15 protein-coding genes are annotated in these 16,251 nt (G+C 64.8%); 4 read left to right on the forward strand and 11 right to left on the reverse strand.

The features are described 5' to 3' along the window. Positions 1–60: 60 nt before the first annotated feature. From OCW50_RS22130 to OCW50_RS22140, 3 genes are read right to left on the reverse strand one after another with little or no spacing between them, the layout of a single operon-like run. The gene (locus tag OCW50_RS22130) at positions 61–1,104 is read right to left on the reverse strand and encodes a response regulator (protein ID WP_262270725.1); all 1,044 of its coding nucleotides are present in this window, start codon (positions 1,102–1,104) and stop codon (positions 61–63) included. A 13-nt stretch (positions 1,105–1,117) separates the two neighbouring features. After that, positions 1,118–3,262, reverse strand: coding sequence for a sensor histidine kinase (locus OCW50_RS22135; protein ID WP_262298971.1), 2,145 nt, complete (start codon positions 3,260–3,262; stop codon positions 1,118–1,120). Next, complete coding sequence (locus OCW50_RS22140) at positions 3,259–3,555, reverse strand: hypothetical protein (RefSeq protein ID WP_262298972.1); 297 nt, start codon at positions 3,553–3,555, stop codon at positions 3,259–3,261. Before OCW50_RS22140 ends, OCW50_RS22135 begins: the two co-directional genes overlap by 4 nt. 465 nt (positions 3,556–4,020) lie before the next feature. Between OCW50_RS22140 and OCW50_RS22145 the strand changes: the two genes are divergently transcribed. Beyond that, positions 4,021–4,434, forward strand: coding sequence for a BA14K family protein (locus tag OCW50_RS22145; RefSeq protein ID WP_262298973.1), 414 nt, complete (start codon positions 4,021–4,023; stop codon positions 4,432–4,434). 462 nt (positions 4,435–4,896) lie between these two features. Continuing rightward, positions 4,897–5,172 carry a hypothetical protein gene (locus tag OCW50_RS22150; RefSeq protein ID WP_262270721.1) on the forward strand — a complete coding sequence of 92 codons (276 nt, stop codon included), beginning with the start codon at positions 4,897–4,899 and terminating at the stop codon, positions 5,170–5,172. 299 nt (positions 5,173–5,471) lie between these two features. On the opposite strand, the gene OCW50_RS22155 is transcribed toward OCW50_RS22150, so the two are convergent. Together OCW50_RS22155 and OCW50_RS22160 are read right to left on the reverse strand one after the other, a co-directional pair. After that, on the reverse strand, positions 5,472–6,458 hold the full coding sequence (locus OCW50_RS22155; RefSeq protein ID WP_262298974.1) for a L,D-transpeptidase family protein: 987 nt from the start codon (positions 6,456–6,458) through the stop codon (positions 5,472–5,474). Positions 6,459–6,522: 64 nt separating this feature from the next. Beyond that, on the reverse strand, positions 6,523–7,242 hold the full coding sequence (locus OCW50_RS22160) for an extensin-like domain-containing protein (RefSeq protein ID WP_262298975.1): 720 nt from the start codon (positions 7,240–7,242) through the stop codon (positions 6,523–6,525). Positions 7,243–7,426: 184 nt separating this feature from the next. Here OCW50_RS22160 and OCW50_RS22165 point away from each other — a divergent pair, with 184 nt between their 5' ends. Both OCW50_RS22165 and OCW50_RS22170 read left to right on the forward strand, forming a co-directional pair. Then, positions 7,427–7,936 carry a hypothetical protein gene (locus OCW50_RS22165; protein WP_262298976.1) on the forward strand — a complete coding sequence of 170 codons (510 nt, stop codon included), beginning with the start codon at positions 7,427–7,429 and terminating at the stop codon, positions 7,934–7,936. A gap of 298 nt (positions 7,937–8,234) precedes the next feature. Next, entirely contained in the window at positions 8,235–10,511 is a 2,277-nt protein-coding gene (locus OCW50_RS22170; protein ID WP_262298977.1) for a CDC48 family AAA ATPase, read from the forward strand. A 122-nt stretch (positions 10,512–10,633) separates the two neighbouring features. Here OCW50_RS22170 and OCW50_RS22175 read toward each other — a convergent pair whose 3' ends face one another. The 6 genes from OCW50_RS22175 to OCW50_RS22200 all read right to left on the reverse strand — a co-directional run bounded on the left by OCW50_RS22175 (position 10,634) and on the right by OCW50_RS22200 (position 16,245). Beyond that, complete coding sequence (locus OCW50_RS22175) at positions 10,634–11,074, reverse strand: hypothetical protein (protein ID WP_262270716.1); 441 nt, start codon at positions 11,072–11,074, stop codon at positions 10,634–10,636. A 299-nt stretch (positions 11,075–11,373) separates the two neighbouring features. Next, positions 11,374–12,267, reverse strand: coding sequence for a DMT family transporter (locus tag OCW50_RS22180; protein WP_262298978.1), 894 nt, complete (start codon positions 12,265–12,267; stop codon positions 11,374–11,376). Continuing rightward, complete coding sequence (locus tag OCW50_RS22185; RefSeq protein ID WP_262298979.1) at positions 12,264–13,202, reverse strand: bifunctional helix-turn-helix transcriptional regulator/GNAT family N-acetyltransferase; 939 nt, start codon at positions 13,200–13,202, stop codon at positions 12,264–12,266. The genes OCW50_RS22180 and OCW50_RS22185 overlap by 4 nt, the downstream gene beginning before the upstream one ends. Before the next feature lie 78 nt (positions 13,203–13,280). Next, entirely contained in the window at positions 13,281–14,210 is a 930-nt protein-coding gene (locus tag OCW50_RS22190) for an ABC transporter ATP-binding protein (protein WP_262299038.1), read from the reverse strand. Between the two features lie 71 nt (positions 14,211–14,281). Next, entirely contained in the window at positions 14,282–15,274 is a 993-nt protein-coding gene (locus tag OCW50_RS22195) for an ABC transporter ATP-binding protein (RefSeq protein ID WP_262270712.1), read from the reverse strand. A 14-nt stretch (positions 15,275–15,288) separates the two neighbouring features. Continuing rightward, on the reverse strand, positions 15,289–16,245 hold the full coding sequence (locus OCW50_RS22200; protein WP_262270711.1) for an ABC transporter permease: 957 nt from the start codon (positions 16,243–16,245) through the stop codon (positions 15,289–15,291). Positions 16,246–16,251 lie beyond the last annotated feature (6 nt).

The raw sequence follows: 16,251 nt of genomic DNA on the forward strand, positions 1-16,251 counted from the left end.
TCGGAATGGTGATCAAGGTCTTAACGGATACATCCGCCGCTCAAGATCCGAGCGGGCGCCTCAAGCGCTGGTGCTGCGCAGCGGAACCGACAGCAGGACCCGCACGAGATCCGCCTGGCGGTTGGTGTCTGTCTTCCGGAACAGGTTCTTGAGATGGAAGACCACCGTGGTCTGAGCAACCTCCAGTTCCTCGGCGATCTGATCGAGGCGCTTGCCGTCGATCAGCATGAGAGCGACCCGCGTCTCCGACGGGGTGAGGCCATAGAGCCTCACGAGCGTGTCACCCGAGACCTTGGCCCGCTGCTCGGTGTCGATCACCAGCAGGACGACGGCCTCCGGCCTCTCCTCGGCGGAGAACCGTTGCCCCGGAATCAGGACGAGATAAGGCCGGCCGCCCGATATGCGCGGGAACGACACGATCTCATCGAGCGACTCCTCCTCGAAGGCCTTTTCGATGGACGAATGGAGCTTGCTGTTCTGCTTCGCCACCGATCCCTTCAGGATCCCTTGAGAGACGCTCAGGCCGTCGCCCTCGGCCAGGATTCGCTGCGCCTCCTTGTTCATCACGCGGACGGCGCCCGCTTCGTCGACGATCACGACGCCGACAAGGAAGCGGTCGAACGCGAAGGTGGCCTTGTAGAGCGCATCGACCGTGCGCCCCTTGGCGGATTTCAGAATCTCCTGCCAGGATTCTTCGGCCCGATGAACGGCGCTCGTCTGAACCCGGACGACCTGGTCCAGACGGGCCGCAATGGTCGCGAGCAGGATCTCGTAGTCGATCGGCTTGACGAGATAGTCGTCCGCTCCCGCCTGCTTGCCGCTGAGAACATCGTTCCGTTCCGCCAAGGCGGTCAGGAAGATGAACGGGATATCGGCCATCGTGCCCTGGTCGCGCAACGCTTTGAGCACATCATAGCCGCCGAGGCCCGGCATGGTGATGTCGCAGAGGACGAGATCGGGACGATGCCGTTCGAGCAGGCTGAGCGCCTCGCTTCCGTTGGCGGCCTGGAGCACGCGGTAATTGGCTGCCTCCAGCTCCTCGGCGATATCGCCTCTCAGGTCGTCTTCATCTTCAACGCAAAGTATTGTTTTTTGATGGTTCATTGGAGTCTGTCACTCATGCAGCCTGTTGCGTTTGATCGGCACTCGCTATGGGAAGGTCGAAGGTAAACAAGGATCCGGCCGCCTCATCGCTCTCAACCTGGATCTCGCCCCCATGCAAGTGCATGATCCTCTGGGCGAAATTCAATCCGATCCCGGTGCCGGCGATCCCGGACGCCGTTCGGGCCCGGTAGAATCGATCGAAGATCTTCGGCAGTTCGTCGGCCGGAATTCCGATGCCCCAGTCGCGAACCGAGCAGAACGCGCGCGACCCCTCCATCCAGATCTTGATCTCGACGAACGGCTTCTCGCCCGAATACTTGATCGCATTGGACAGGAGATTGACGACGACCTGCTCGATGAGCATGCCGTCGCAAAAGACCCTGACCGGGACATCCGGAACATCGAAGCGGATCTCGGCCCGCGCACTGACCTCGCGCTGCCGTTCGCAGATGTCCATGACGAGGTCGACCAGATTGTAGGAGGCCGGATTGACCTCGATCGTTCCGGCGTCGAGCTTGGCCGCATTCAGGACGCTCTCGACGAGGCGCGTCAACCGGGTGCCGGCATTGCGGATCTTCTGGACCCGGGTGACGAGCTCGTCCTGCGTCAGATCCGTTCCACGCCGCAGAATGCGCTGGGCGCTGGAGTCCAGGATGGCGAGCGGCGTCCGAAACTGGTGAGACACCATGGACACGAAATTCCGGTACGCGCTCGTCGTTTCACGCTCTCGGTCGAGGGCCGATTCAAGAGCCTTCGCAACCTGCTTGTATCCGGAGATGTCCGTCAGCCGCACGAAGATCGTTGCTCCATCGGCCTTTGTCAGCGAGAGGCGAGCCCAGGTGTCCTTGCTCACCAGAAGATCCAGCTCGATCTCCTCGAAGGGGGGCTGCGCGTTCACAAGGCGCGCGTCCGCGCCCTCGCACATGGCGAAGCCCTGCAGGAAGTCCGAGAGGGTCATCTCGTCCTGGCACCACAGGGACACGGGAGCGGCAGCCCAGATCTGTTCGTTGGCGAAAAGGAGCTTTCCCGTCCAGTCGAAGGCCGCGAAGCCCTCCGACGCGGACTTGATGGCCGCGATCAGGCGGCGTTCGGCCTGACGCAGGGCGGCCGTGCGCTGAAGCACTTTGATCTCGAGGTCGAAGTTCTGGCGCTCCGCCTGCTTGCGGGCCAGCCATTGCTCCGTCACGTCCCGCATGAACGCGATGCCGAGCTTGCGTTCGGCCATGGAGACAGGAAAGCAGTTGATCTCCAGGCATCGGTCGTGTCCGTCGGGAGAGACCGCCTCGTGCTCGAAGACCGAGCTCATTCCTTCCGTGGCCCGCAGGAGCGAGCCGATCACGTCTTCCTGGGCGAAGATCGGGTCAAGCTCCCGCATGTGCTGTCCGACCGCCTGATCGGGCTTGATGTTCAGCAGGTCTTCCATGCCGGGATTCCAGAGCAGGCATCGAAGCTGGGCATCGAACATGACAATGCCTTGATCGCTGATGTTGTTGATGACCAGGTCGGAGAGCTCCTGCTCCTGCTTGAGCAGCTGCCGGGCCTGGGTGGTCTCCTGCACGCCCCTGAACAGGCGAGCGATCAGAAAGGCCGTGCTGATGGCGATCCCGATGATGTAGGCGAAGCTCTCCAAAACATAGCGGAGATACAGCGAGTGCCGCTCGGCCCTTTCCTCATGATTGAGCAGCATGACCTTGTTGGCGATTCCCCGCAGCTCCGAGGCCAGATCGTGGGCCAGCATCCCCAGGCCCGCGGCGGCCTGCGGGTCGACGGCGTTCTCGAGGAGCGGTTCGGCCTCGGTCAGTTGCCGATGGGCCTTCCTGAGGGTCTCGAGGCCACCGACCCGGGCAATCACCTCGCTCTGATCGCCCTCCAGGAGAAAGGACAGCCGCCTGATCAGGATGGCCGTTCGGAAGGCTGGAGTCTGTTCGGGAGCGGAGAATGTTTCACCCTTGGCGGCTCGGGCCAGGGTCTCGGCCAGGGCCGATGCTTCGAACTGCGTTTGAGAGATCTCCCACAGGTTGCTGTAGCGATCACCGTGCGGCGAATCCTGCTCCACGTGCAGCAATCGCCAGACGGTGAACGTGAGTGAGATGGCGAGAACCGCGATCGCCGCGAGAGTGACCAGGGAAGCCTTGTAGTTTCTCAGTTTGAGCGTCATGGCGGCACGACCGACGGCCCTTCGAGCCGCCACTCCCGGCAGAAGGTGCGCGTGGCGTCGCGCGGCGGGAAGCCATGGGCCCCGAACGGATCCTCCATGAAGGCCCGCTCGGCGCTTCCATCGATGGCCTGGGCGCTCGCAACCGGCACGAGGGACCTTCTCTCGAGCACCTCCGACGCGGCTCCGCCCGATGCCGGACGACCTGTCGAGACGATCCGTCCGGTCTTGGTCAAATCACCCCGTCCGACCGCTCCCTTGTCAGAAGGGAGCGGCACTCCATCGGGGAAATGCATTCCGCTCCCCAGACGAGCCGTCACCGGAACAAGGAACATGAGGTTCAGCATAAGCCCACGACCCCGGAGGGATACAATAATACATGCGCATCATTGGCGATTTATTGGAAAAAATCCAGTGCCGCGCTTGAGAAAGACACGCCCTCTTTCCATGAGGCATTTTCTCAAGGAACAAGCATAATCATATGAATTTACATCTATGTCTTCACGATATTCGCACTCCAGCAATATTGCGGTCGGGAGAGACACGATCATTGCGGTTTCCACCGGAAGCCAGATTATACTTCGTCGGCGACCTTTCTGAATCGTCTCGCAGCCCGTCGAAAACTACACGAAGTCCTGAGACGATCACCTTATGGACGTCAGCAGAACGGGATTGTGCGAGCTTGGCAGGTGGCGCTATATTTGCGCCCGACTGTCAGCAGGTCCTCTGCCGGCGTTTTCCCGCACATGTGGAGAAACACGATGCGCAAACCCATACTGGCCCTCGTCGGCGCCGCAATGCTGGTGTCGGCCTTGCCCGCGAGCGCCAGCCCTGTTCCGAACCGGACCCTCGCCCAGCTCGACCGGGCGTACCCGAATGAGAGCTACGCCCAGTATTACCGTCGCGGCTACCGTCCTTATTATGACCGTGACCGGTACTATTATCGGCGCGACAACGGCGCAGCCGTTGCCGCCGGGGTTGCGGGGCTCGCAGCCGGGGCGCTGATCGCCGGCGCCATCGCCAACCAGGCTCAGGCGCAGCCTGCTGCCCCTCCGCCTCCGGGCACGGTGGATCCGCAGCTCGCCGCCTATTGCGCCCGCAAGTACCGGTCGTACGATCCGGGGACGGGAACTTTCCTGGCGACGAACGGGATGCGCTACGTCTGCACCTATTAGAGCATCGGGCGCAAAAGTGGGAACCGGTTTTGCGTGAAAAGATGCTCCACAACAAAAGGTAAATACATCGGGCGTGAGTTCGATGACACGTTCGATGCTTGAGCGATCTGGCGGCTCCGCCGCATCACGGCCCTGCCGCAGCCTTGCGGCAGGGCTTTTTCGTAGGCGTCTTGTCCTCGACAGGACGCCGAACCTTTGCCCGACGGACGTGCGCCGTAGAGCAGCGGATCCGATGCTCACCTCCTTGAGCGGCGCATCGTTCGGGCGGACCCGGAGGGCCGCGTCAGCGACCCGAAGGGCCACGCCAGTGACCCGGAGGGCCGCGCCAGCGAATACCGGGTCCACTTTTCCGCACGATGCGCTAGAACAAGGCGAGACCGACCGTAGGCGGGGGGCCGCCGACCCGGCGAGACTCTTCCCGCCCCTGCATTCCCGCCAGACGAAAGGCTTAGGATCACCGCAATGGCTCAAGACACTGACAGTGCCGGCACCGTCGTTCCGCCCAATGAGGCCGCCATTCTGACCTCGGGCAACATGACGGACCTCGAGCTGATTCTTCCTGATCTGGGCGACGAGGATCTGCCCGAGGTCGCGATCTTTCTCGTGGCCTGCGCCATGCGTTTCCACAGCGATCCCGATTTCGTCCAGGAGCAGTTGGAATGGCTCGTCAGAGCGCACGACCAGGAGGTCGACGAGGGCCTCCGGCCGGATCAGCTGAACTCCGCCAACGACGACTGACCAGGGCCGCGGCGGAGAACGGCGCCAGCGCATCGAGCGGACACAGAGGGCCGCGCCGACCGATGCGTCGCTTCAGGGATTGAGCATCGGATCCGATGCTCTAGCGCATCGGACGGACCCAGCGGGCCGCGTCAGCGAAAAGTGGACCCGGTATTCGCTGGCGCGGCCCTTGAGGTCACTGGCGTGGCCCTTCGGGTCGCTGACGCGGCCCTCCGGGTCCGGTTCATCCGATGCGCCGGTCAAGAGAGGGAGCCTCGGATGAATCCCAAAAGTGGTGTCCACCTTTCACGTCCGAGGCTCTAGTCGATGAACTCGACCGGGGTCCCCTTCTCGACCATCTTCGACAGTTCCTCGACGTCCCAGTTCGTCAACCTCACGCAGCCCTGAGAGTGGGATTTGCCGACCTTCTCCGGATTGGGCGTCCCATGGATCCCGAAGGATTCGACGGAGAGGTCGATCCAGGTGCTCCCCACGGGGTTGTTCGGACCGGGCTTGATCTCGAACTTCTCCTTCGCCTTCACGCCCTTGAAGGCATAATCGGGATTGTAGGTGTAGTTCGGGTTGGGGGCCACGGCACGCACCTTGTGCGAGCCGCTCGGTGCGGGCTTCTCCTCGCTGCCGATCGAGGCCGGGTAAACCGCGACCAGAGCGCCGTCCTTGGCGAGGACGCGCAGGACATGCTCGCTCTTGATGATCTCGATCTTTCCGGCCTTCTCGGGTTTCTCGGACCCGGGCTTCGCCTCGACATTGGCCACGGTGATGGACGTGCCGGCCTTGTCGAAGGATTTTCCGGGGTTCATGGCCTTGAGCAGATCCACATCCATGTGAAACTTTTCGGCCAAGAGCTCCTCGGGGCTGGAATAGCCGAGCCGGTCGAGACGGGCCTGGTCTTCCAGCTTGTCGGGGATCGTCACGAAGGGCCCTTTCACATCTTCGTCGCGGATCGAATACTCGGTCAGGGCCGGGTCCGATGACGTTTCTTTCAGTTTGGACCAGACATCCTCGTCGAGGCTTCCGTCAGGCTTGAGGCCGCGCTCCTTCTCGAAAGCCTTGATGGCATTCTGGAGATTGTCGCCGTCGTGTCCATCGATCACGCCCGGCGAGAAGCGGGCCCGATCGAGCAGGACCTGCGCCTTGACCAGAACCGGATCGATCTCCTTGCCCCTGCCCTCCTTCGGCGCCCATTCGGCCTTGTTGACGGATTCGAGATTGAGGTTCCGATCGGCGGCCAGAACCGAAGTCGAGAAACCCAGGATCCCAACAGCCACATACGCAACGATCTTCATGAAAAGCTCCACTGGCACTACCGTGGACAGACAAAGCCCTGGCTGCGCCCGTGTTCCCGCCGATCTATTGGCAAATCCGATAGTCGCCCTTGCGCTGGCGCAGATCGAGATGGAGGTGATCGCCATGGTCCGAATCCGAGCCCGGTCCAAGCACCGTATTGAAGATCGGGCAGGCGGCCTTCCGGACATTCTCCTGAAAGGTCGCTTCCGAGGAGCCCTCCGTCTGATGGCCGATCGTCAGGGCGGATCTCTTGGCGAACTCGAACCCCATGACATCGAGGCCGTTGCCGAAGGCGTGCTCGCTCAGCTTCTGGCCATTGCGCTGGTCTCGGCATTGGTAGGAGGTGCCGATGAGAAGCTTCGTCGGCGCGCTCTGAAACCGCCGCTCGGCTTCGGGCGCTACCACCTCGCTCATCCAGCGTGAGATGCTCTCGGCCACCGGACAATTCATCAGCGAGGCCGGGACGACCGCGACGCCGCCCGGAAGCGCCGAGACGAGAACCGGATCGTCGACCGAACAGGTATTCTCCTTGACCGGCGGACGCTTTTCGAACCTCAGGCCGAGCTGCGTCAGACGCTGGAGACAGGCACCATCCGAGGCGTTGTCGAGATCTGCCTTCTGAGGCGGCGTCTCATTCCGCGGCTCCTTTTCGGCACGCTGCTCGGCCTCCGGCGCAGCCGGTTCGGCGGGCCTCGGCGGCGGCAGCGGCTCCACCGGACGCTCCGGTCGCGGCGGCGGTAGCGGCGGCACCGGATCCTGGGCCGAGGCGGCAGAGGCAAGCAACGTCAGTCCGATGACGCTTGCACGACATCCTATCATGCGGCCTCGAAGACCCATTCCGTCTCCTATTCTCAAGCTCGTTGCCTGTATAACCCTCATGCGCCAAGGTTCAGTTCCATCTCAGTCTTCCGGGCGCCTTGCACTCGCGCGCCGAAGCTCCAAAATCGTTCATCAGAGGAGAGCCGGCGTGAGCACATTCCCGGTGATGGGGATCAGTCTGGACAGGAGCTTGTCCCTGGTCTCGGCAATGTCGGAGTCGCATGAGAGCCCCTGCACCAGACGCGTCGCCGAGCTGGTGGAGCGTATCGCCAAGCTTCGAGCGGAGCTGCAGGAGGCCGAGGCGGCGCTCGAATTGGAGAAGACCCGCATGCCCGTGCCGGGCGATTTCGTCCGCTGCCCGCTCACGCGCTTTTTCGGCCGCGTCACCAAAGTCACGCCGCGGGGCAACGGCAGGCCTTGGATCGAGATCGTGCCCTATCTCGGGCCGAACCTTCCCGGCCATTCCTCGATGGACCTGTTCGACAGCTGGGAACTCATCGATCCGCCCGTGGAGGGCGCCGAAGGATCCACGAAGCTTCCAACCATTGCTCCCTTCATGCCCGCGAGCACGGATCTCGTCGAGCTGCGCTCCAGCGAGGATGAGATGGAGGCATCCCTGAGACGGCTCTGGTCGCCCTCCGGGGGCATCTCGTCCTAGCGCATCGTGCGGACCCAGCGGGCCGCGTCAGCGACCCGAACGATGCGCCAGCCGAGAGTGGAGCATCGGAATCGATCCCAAAAGCGGGTCCACTTTTCACGTCCGATGCTAGAGCGCGCGGCCGCCCGGCTCCCTCTGCAACATTTCCGGGCATGTTGCGTTGGCCCTGCGGTTTCGTCGCTTGTCGATTGCAGCAGCCTGCGAAGCCTCGAACGCGTGGCACCCGGGAAGCGCGAGCCTTGGCTTTCCCCTCATCTGCCATCGCACCAACAGCGCTCGAACGATGGGAAGAACAGCAATGGCAGAGGATGGGCAGAGTGTACGCCTCCAGGTCGCGAACGCCCGGCCGGACGATTCGGGCCGTGGCATCGCACGCATGAGCCGACAGGCCCTGGGCGAGATCGGCCTCCAGGAAGGCCAAGCCATCGAAATCATCGGCAAGCGCCATACGACGGCCATCGCCGTGGCGCCTTATCCGGAGGACGAGGGCCTCAACATCGTTCGCCTCGACGGTCTGCAGCGGGTGAATGCCGGTGTGGGCAGCGGGGATCACGTGGAAGTGAAGCGCGCCGAGGTCCGTCCTGCAGCGCGCGTCGTGCTCGCTCCGGCCCAGAAGGGGCTCCGTCTGCAGGGCTCGGGCGATGCCTTGAAGCGCACTTTCTACCAGCGTCCGCTGACCGCCGGGGACGTGATCTCCACGTCGGTCTATTCGCAGCGTTCGGCAGACCCGCGCATGCCCGAGGAGATGCGCGGGCTTCTCAACATTCCGGCGTACGGCCTGCAGGAGATCCGCCTCGTCGTGGTCTCGACCCAGCCGCGCGGCATCGTGCACGTGACGGCCGAGACCGAGATCGAGCTGCGCCCGCAATTCGAGGAGCCGCGCGAGGCCCGCCGGGCCGACGTGACCTATGACGACATCGGCGGTCTCGGCAGCACGGTCGATCAGGTCCGCGAGATGGTGGAACTCCCCCTCCGCCATCCCGAACTCTTCCAGCGCCTCGGCATCGATCCGCCGAAAGGCGTCCTGCTCTACGGCCCTCCCGGCACCGGCAAGACCCGGCTGGCCCGAGCGGTTGCCAACGAGACGGAGGCGCAGTTCTTCCATATTGCCGGACCCGAGATCATGGGGCGCCACTACGGCGAGTCCGAACAGCGGCTGCGCCAGGTTTTCCAGGAAGCCCAGCAGAACGCGCCGGCGATCATCTTCATCGACGAGATCGACAGCATCGCTCCCAAGCGCGAGGAGGTGACGGGTGAGGTCGAGCGGCGCATCGTGGCCCAGCTGCTCACCCTGATGGACGGCCTCGAGCCGCGCCAGAACATCGTGGTGATCGGCGCCACGAACCGGCGTGAGGCCATCGACGAAGCCCTCCGCCGTCCCGGACGGTTCGACCGGGAGATCGTCATCGGCGTTCCGGACGAACCGGGGCGCCGGGAGATCCTCGGCATCCACACGCGCGGCATGCCCCTGGCCGAGGACGTGAATCTCGACGAGGTCGCCCGCACCACCTATGGCTTCGTCGGCGCCGATCTCGCGGCCCTCTCCCGGGAGGCGGCCATGGATTCCCTTCGGCGCATCCTGCCGGGCGTCAATCTCAGGGACGGCATACCGTCCAACGTGCTGGAGAGCCTGCAGGTCACGCGACAGGATTTCATGAACGCCATGAAGCGCGTCCAGCCCTCCGCCCTGCGCGAGATCATGATCCAGGTGCCCAACGTGACCTGGGACGACATCGGCGGTGTCGAGGAGGCCCGTACCCGTCTGCGGGAGGGCGTGGAACTGCCGCTCAAGAGCCCGGAATCCTTCCGGCGCCTGGGCATCCGCCCGGCCAAGGGATTCCTGCTGTTCGGGCCTCCCGGCACCGGCAAGACGCTCCTGGCGAAAGCGGTCGCCCGCGAGGCCCAGGCGAATTTCGTGGCGACGAAATCCTCCGACCTCCTGTCGAAATGGTACGGCGAATCCGAGCAGCAGGTCTCCCGCTTGTTCGCCCGCGCCCGGCAGGTCGCCCCGACGGTGATCTTCATCGACGAGATCGATTCCCTTGCCCCCGTGCGCGGCGGCGGCCTCGGCGAACCTGCGGTCACGGAGCGGGTGGTGAACACGATCCTGGCCGAGATGGACGGCCTGGAGGAACTGCAGGGCGTCGTCGTCATGGCGGCCACGAACAGGCCGAACCTGATCGACCCTGCCCTCCTCCGGCCGGGACGCTTCGACGAGCTGATCTACGTGCCGGTTCCCGACGCTCAAGGCCGCCGGCACATCCTCGGGATCCACACCAAGGACATGCCCCTCGGCCCCGATGTGGACCTCGACATGATCGCGGAGCGGACCGCCCGGTTCACCGGCGCCGATCTCGAGGATCTCACCCGCCGGGCCGGTCTCCTCGCCCTCAGGGAATCGCTTCAGGCCGAGCACGTGACCATGGCGCAGTTCGAGCAGGCTCTGCGCGAAACCCGTCCCTCCGTCACGCCCGAGATGGAGCGGGAATACGAGGACATGGTCCGGACCCTGAAACAGGAGGGACCGCAGAGGCAATCCATCGGCTTCCTCCCTCTCCGGCAGGCCGCCGAGTAGGACGCAACCTCACGGCACGGCCAAAGCCCCACACCACGCTCCGTGGTGTGGGGCTTTCCTGTGTCACGCTCTCATCAATTAGCGCGGGTCGGACGACCCGCGCTATTTCCCGTGAGACTCGCTTACTGACCGCAGGCGATCGGGATACGGGTGTCCCGGGTGTTCGGATCGAGCACCGTGCGGCACGGCACGCCGTTGATGTAGCGGATCTCGTGCGGAGCGGCATAGGGATCGGCTGCGCCGACGGGAGCCGGGGCGCCCATCATCGGACCGACGGGAGCGGGAACGATGCTTCCGGTCGAAACGACGTCGCCGGGCATCGGGGCCGCCACGACCCCGCTGACCTGTCCGGCGCAGGCGATCGGGATACGCGTATCCCGGGTGTTCGGATCGAGAATGGTCCGGCAGGGAACGCCGTTGATCCAGCGGATCTCATGGGGAGCCGCATCCGGGAACAGGGATCCGGGCGTTCCGGAGATCGCCGGCGATGACTGCGCCAGAGCGGCGCCCATGCCGCCAAGTACCATAAATCCAGCGCCGGCGAAGATCGCGAGCTTCTTCATCAATGTCTCCTGTGCTTTCCTTGAACATGGCCGATCGCCACATATGACAGAGGCTAAACGCGGTCGGGGCGGATCGTTTCCCAACGTAATTTCACCACACAGACTTGTGATTGTCGCGGCATCAAAAGCAAAGCTTTTGAATTGCCCAGCCTCGAATATGCAGAGATCATCAGGTCCCGGATGCTCTACTCTCGGATAAGCCGGCTGTCCGTGGACATAGACTACGATTGTTCCAAACTTCGAATCGAATGTTCATCACAGTCTCGACATGACGGGCTCGCGGCTGACGCCGGCGCGTGTCATGGCTCCTCGGGCGACGGCTCCATTCTGGTGGCGAGCCAGAGCCCGGCAACGACGCCGGCAAGACCGACCAGCACGCCGAACGTGAAGGGCTCCCCGAGCAGCGACACGCCAAGCAGAGCCGCCGTGATCGGGCTCAGGGAGAGGAACACCGTGACCCGCGTCGGCGTGGCGTTCTTGAGCGCCCAGAGCCAGAGGACATAACCGACCCCACTCGACAGACCGATGAACAGGACCGCGAGCCAGCCGGCTCGATCGAGGGGCGGCAGGTCCGTGAAGAGCCCCTCCAAGCCCGCGGGAATCGCCAGGAACAGGACCGATGCGAGCATGGCCCAGGCGCCGACCGGGAGGGTCGGGTAGCGGGCGAGGTAAGGTCGGTAGAGCACGGAACATGCGGCACCGCAAAGTGCGGCAGCCAGCACGAGAAGGGCTCCCAGCCACTCGCCCGTTGCACTCTGCGTGGTCAACCGCTCGCCCAGTGCCGCCGCCACGCCACCGATCGTCAGCACGACGCCCGCCACCTTCATCCGGCTCAGGCGCTCGCGACCGAGACTTGCCGCGATGAACATCGTCATCAGCGGAAAGGTCGAGAAGAGGAGCGCCGCACGGGTGGAGGCGATGGACTGCAGTCCGAGATTGAGGAGAACGATCAGGACCCCGAACTGCACGACGCCCAGCCCCATCACGGCCAGGAGATCGCGCGGCGCGAACCTCACCCGTGCGCTCATCCAGAGGGGCGGCGCGAGGCAGAGGACCGCGATGGCGTAGCGCAGGAAGGCCAGCGATGCCGGACCGATGTCATGCACGACGAAGCGCGTGGCCACCAGGGCCGCACCCACCTGGACGCCCGTCGCGGCCGCAGCCGCGAGGGCGAGCCCGTCCCGACGCCTCACAGAACGAGATCCCAGGTCTGCCCGACCAGGTCCTTTCCGAAAGAGTGATGCTGCTCTTCCTTCACCAGCCGGAATCCCTTCGCCTGGTAAATGCGGCGGGCGGCCACGAGCACGTCGTTGGTCCAGAGCGTCAGGGTCCTGTAGCCCCGGTCCCTTGCGAAGGCGATGCATTCCTCCGTCAGCCGACCCCCGAGGCCGAGCCCTCTGGCGGACGGCTCCACATACAGCAGCCGGAGCTTGGCCACCTCGTCCGACGACCGCACGAGGAAGACGCTCCCGACGATCTCGCCGTCCCGCTCCGCGATCCAGCATCGCTCCCGTGCGGGATCGAAGTTTCTGACGAAGGCGGCGGCGATCTCCGCCACCAGCGCCTCGAACGTCTCGTCCCAACCATATTCCTGCGCGTACAAAATCCCCTGCCGGTGGGCGATCCAGCCGATGTCGCCAGGCCGGTGGGGGCGCAGGATGTACGGCCGATCCGGACGCGGGCCGTCGCCGATCAGATGCTCGACGGTCGTCATGGCCTGCGTGAGCCGCTCCCGCTCGCCCGCCGACAGGCGCGACAGCATCGTGGCGACCTGAGCGGCAGAGGCTTGGTTCAGGGGCTCGAAGGCGGCAAGGCCCTTGTCGGTGAGCGACAGGAGGAACTGCCGTCCGTCATCCTTCGACGGGGTGCGCCGGGTCAGGCCGTGAGCGCCGAACCTCTTCAGGAGGCGGCTGAGATAGCCGGCGTCGAGACCCAGTTCCCGGCCCAAATCCGCCGCCGTCACCGGGCCCCGATGGGCAAGCTCGTAGAGCACCCGGGCTTCGGTCAGCGAAAATGCACTCTCGAGCAATCCCTCGTTCAGAAGGCCGATATGGCGCGTGTAGAACCGGTTGAAGCTCCGGACCCGCTCGATCTGCTCGTCCGTCGGTAATTTCGGCATGTGCGACATGGATGGCTCCCTGGCGCACAGACTCGGGCATATTGTTGACTGAGTCAACTATTTTGCGGAGGAAGCGGCAATGCCGCGTCAGGCGGCCGCGTCGACGGCCAGACGTCCCTCGTGAATGGCATGGCAGGCCACGCCCCCCAGCAGCGGCGGAATCTCCATCCTGCAGCGATCGTTGGCGAAGGGGCAACGCGGATTGAAGGTGCAGCCCGAGGGCGGGTTGATCGGGTTCGGGATCTCGCCGCGCACGGGAATGCGTTGCCGGCCGGTCATGCCCACGTCGGGCACCGCATCGAGGAGCATGCGCGTGTAGGGATGCTTCGGACGGGCGAAGAGTTCGCGCCCGTTGGAGATCTCGACGATGCGGCCGAGATACATCACGCCGATTCGGCTGGCCATGTGGCGCACCACGGCGAGGTTGTGGCTGATGAACAGATAGGTCAGCCCCAGCCGGTCCTGCAGATCGCGCATGAGGTTCAGGATCTGCGCCTGCACCGAGACGTCGAGGGCGGAGGTCGGCTCGTCGCAGACGATGAACTCCGCATTGGATGCGAGCGCACGGGCAATCGCGATGCGCTGGCGCTGTCCGCCGGAGAACTCGTGCGGGTACTTCCCGCCGTCCGCCGGATGGAGGCCGACCAGGGAGAGAAGCTCGCCGACCCGGCTGGCGATGTCCCGTTCGGTCTCGATCAACCGGAAAGCCCTGATCGGTTCGGCCACGATGCGGTCGACCTGCCAGCGCGGATTGAGGCTGGCATAGGGATCCTGGAAGATCATCTGGATCCGCCGCCGCAGGCGCTGGCGCTCCGCGGACGCGGCTGCCGACGTCATCGAGACGCCGTCGATCGCAACGGTGCCGCTCGTCGGCGGGAGAAGACCCACGACCATCCGGGCCACCGTCGACTTGCCCGAGCCCGATTCCCCGACCAGGGCAAAGGTCTCGCCCCGCGCGATGTCGAAGGAGACGCCGTCGACCGCCTTGAGGTATTGCCTCTCGCCCCCCTCCAGCATCCGGTTGAGCCACGGCTTGGACACGTCGAACAGGCGGCGCAGGTCATTGACTTCGACATAAGAGTGCTCGGTCACGCGACGGCCTCCGACCGGACGGAAGATTGATCGTAGAGATGGCAGGCCACACGATGCTCGCTGTGCTGGATCGGCTCCGGCCGTTCGACCCGGCAGCGGTCGAACACGAATGGACAGCGCGGATTGAAGGCGCATCCCGGGGGGATGGCCGAGAGCCGCGGCATGGAGCCCGGGATTTGGACGAGGCGCTCCGCGTCCGTCTCCAGGGACGGGATCGCGCCCATCAGGCCCTTGGCATAGGGGTGCAGCGGGTTCTGCACCACCTCGCGCACCGGCCCGATTTCCGCGATGCGGCCCGCATACATGACGGCGACCCGGTCGGCCGTTTCTGCGATCACGCCCATGTCGTGCGTGACCAGCATGATGGCCGTGCCATGCTCGCGTCCGAGGCGCTTCAACAGCGCGATGATCTGCGCCTGAACCGACACGTCGAGCGCGGTGGTCGGCTCGTCCGCGATGATCAGCTCTGGCTCGGCGCACAGCGCGAGGGCGATCACCACGCGCTGGCGCATGCCGCCCGAGAACTCGTGCGGATAGCTGTCGATCCGCCGCTCGGGCGCCGGAATGCCGACTTCGGCCAGGAGGTCGATGGCCCGCTTCCTGGCCGCCGAGGCGGACAGGTTGGTGTGCGTGCGGATGGTCTCGATCAGCTGCTCGCTGACCCGGTAGAGCGGGTTGAGGCTGGTGAGCGGATCCTGGAAGATCATGCCGATGCGCTTGCCGCGCACCCGGCGCATCTCCTCCGGCGGCAGATTGTCGATGCGCTTGCCGGACAGGAGGATCTCGCCGCCGGCGATCCGGCCCGGCGGATCGATGAGGCCGATGACGGCGGATCCCGTCACCGACTTGCCGGCCCCGGATTCGCCGACGACGCCGAGCACCTCGCCCTTGGCGATGTCGAAGGAGATGCCGTCGATGGCCTTCAGAATCCCGCGCCGGGTGACGAACTCGACGCGCAGGTCACGGACGGAGAGGACGGGTTGCGGCATGGGAGTTCCCTCTCTCATCGCAGCTTCGGATTGAGCGCGTCGCGCAGCCAGTCGCCCAGGAGGTTGATGGCAAGGACGAGAAGCGCGAGTGCGACGCCGGGGAATGCGATGATCCACCACTCGCCGGAGAACAGGTAGTTGTTGCCGATACGGATCAGCGTGCCGAGCGAGGGCATGGTTTCCGGCATGCCGGTGCCCAGGAAGGACAGGGTCGCCTCCGTGATGATGGCGAGCGCCAGATTGATGGTCGCGATGACGAGCACCGGGCCAAGGACATTCGGCAGGACGTGGCGGAGCATGATCACCGGCGCCGGCAGGCCGATGAGCCGGGCGGCCGCGATGTAGTCCTTGTTCTTCTCGACCATCACGGAGCCGCGCACCGTGCGGGCGTACTGCACCCAGAAGCTCAGTCCGATGGAGAAGACCAGCACGGACAGCGTCGTGACGCCGTCGAGCTGGCCTCCGAGGACCGACTTCACCACCCCGTCCACGAGGAGCGCGATCAGGATCGCCGGGAAGGTCAGCTGCACGTCGGCGATGCGCATGATGACCGCATCGGTCGTGCCGCCCATATAGCCTGCGACGAGACCGAGGCCGATCCCGAGCGTGGCCGAGAAGGCGACGCCGAGAAAGCCGACGGCAAGCGAGATCCGCAGGCCGTACAGGATGGCCGAGAGGATGTCGCGGCCCTGCTCGTCCGTGCCGAGGAGGAAGGGCGCCTGCCCTTCCGCGTCCCAGAGCGGCGGCAAGCGGCTGTTCAGCAGGTCGAGTTGCGCAGGATCGAAGGGATCCTGCGGTGCGACCAGCCCGGCGAGCAGGGCTGCCGCGACGAAAAGGAGCGTCAGGAAGGCTGCGGCCATGGTCAGCTTCGAGCGCTTGAAGCTCGCCCAGACGTCGCTGTCGAAAAAGCGGCCGGCCCAGGTTGTGGGTTGGGAGTGAGGCGCGGGCGCTGCCTGGATTGCGTCTGCCATCTCTGC

It is taken from the genome of Microvirga sesbaniae, assembly GCF_025460805.1.
GTDB classification, from domain to species: domain Bacteria; phylum Pseudomonadota; class Alphaproteobacteria; order Rhizobiales; family Beijerinckiaceae; genus Microvirga; species Microvirga sesbaniae.

Bases quoted from the DNA above. Each gene is read 5' to 3' on its own strand.
- OCW50_RS22130 (WP_262270725.1), bottom strand. From the start codon at position 1,104: ATGAACCATCAAAAAACAATACTTTGCGTTGAAGATGAAGACGACCTG.
- OCW50_RS22135 (WP_262298971.1), bottom strand. From the start codon at position 3,262: ATGACGCTCAAACTGAGAAACTACAAGGCTTCCCTGGTCACTCTCGCG.
- OCW50_RS22140 (WP_262298972.1), bottom strand. From the start codon at position 3,555: ATGCATTTCCCCGATGGAGTGCCGCTCCCTTCTGACAAGGGAGCGGTC.
- OCW50_RS22145 (WP_262298973.1), top strand. From the start codon at position 4,021: ATGCGCAAACCCATACTGGCCCTCGTCGGCGCCGCAATGCTGGTGTCG.
- OCW50_RS22150 (WP_262270721.1), top strand. From the start codon at position 4,897: ATGGCTCAAGACACTGACAGTGCCGGCACCGTCGTTCCGCCCAATGAG.
- OCW50_RS22155 (WP_262298974.1), bottom strand. From the start codon at position 6,458: ATGAAGATCGTTGCGTATGTGGCTGTTGGGATCCTGGGTTTCTCGACT.
- OCW50_RS22170 (WP_262298977.1), top strand. From the start codon at position 8,235: ATGGCAGAGGATGGGCAGAGTGTACGCCTCCAGGTCGCGAACGCCCGG.
- OCW50_RS22175 (WP_262270716.1), bottom strand. From the start codon at position 11,074: ATGAAGAAGCTCGCGATCTTCGCCGGCGCTGGATTTATGGTACTTGGC.
- OCW50_RS22185 (WP_262298979.1), bottom strand. From the start codon at position 13,202: ATGTCGCACATGCCGAAATTACCGACGGACGAGCAGATCGAGCGGGTC.
- OCW50_RS22190 (WP_262299038.1), bottom strand. From the start codon at position 14,210: ATGCTGGAGGGGGGCGAGAGGCAATACCTCAAGGCGGTCGACGGCGTC.
- OCW50_RS22195 (WP_262270712.1), bottom strand. From the start codon at position 15,274: ATGCCGCAACCCGTCCTCTCCGTCCGTGACCTGCGCGTCGAGTTCGTC.
- OCW50_RS22200 (WP_262270711.1), bottom strand. From the start codon at position 16,245: ATGGCAGACGCAATCCAGGCAGCGCCCGCGCCTCACTCCCAACCCACA.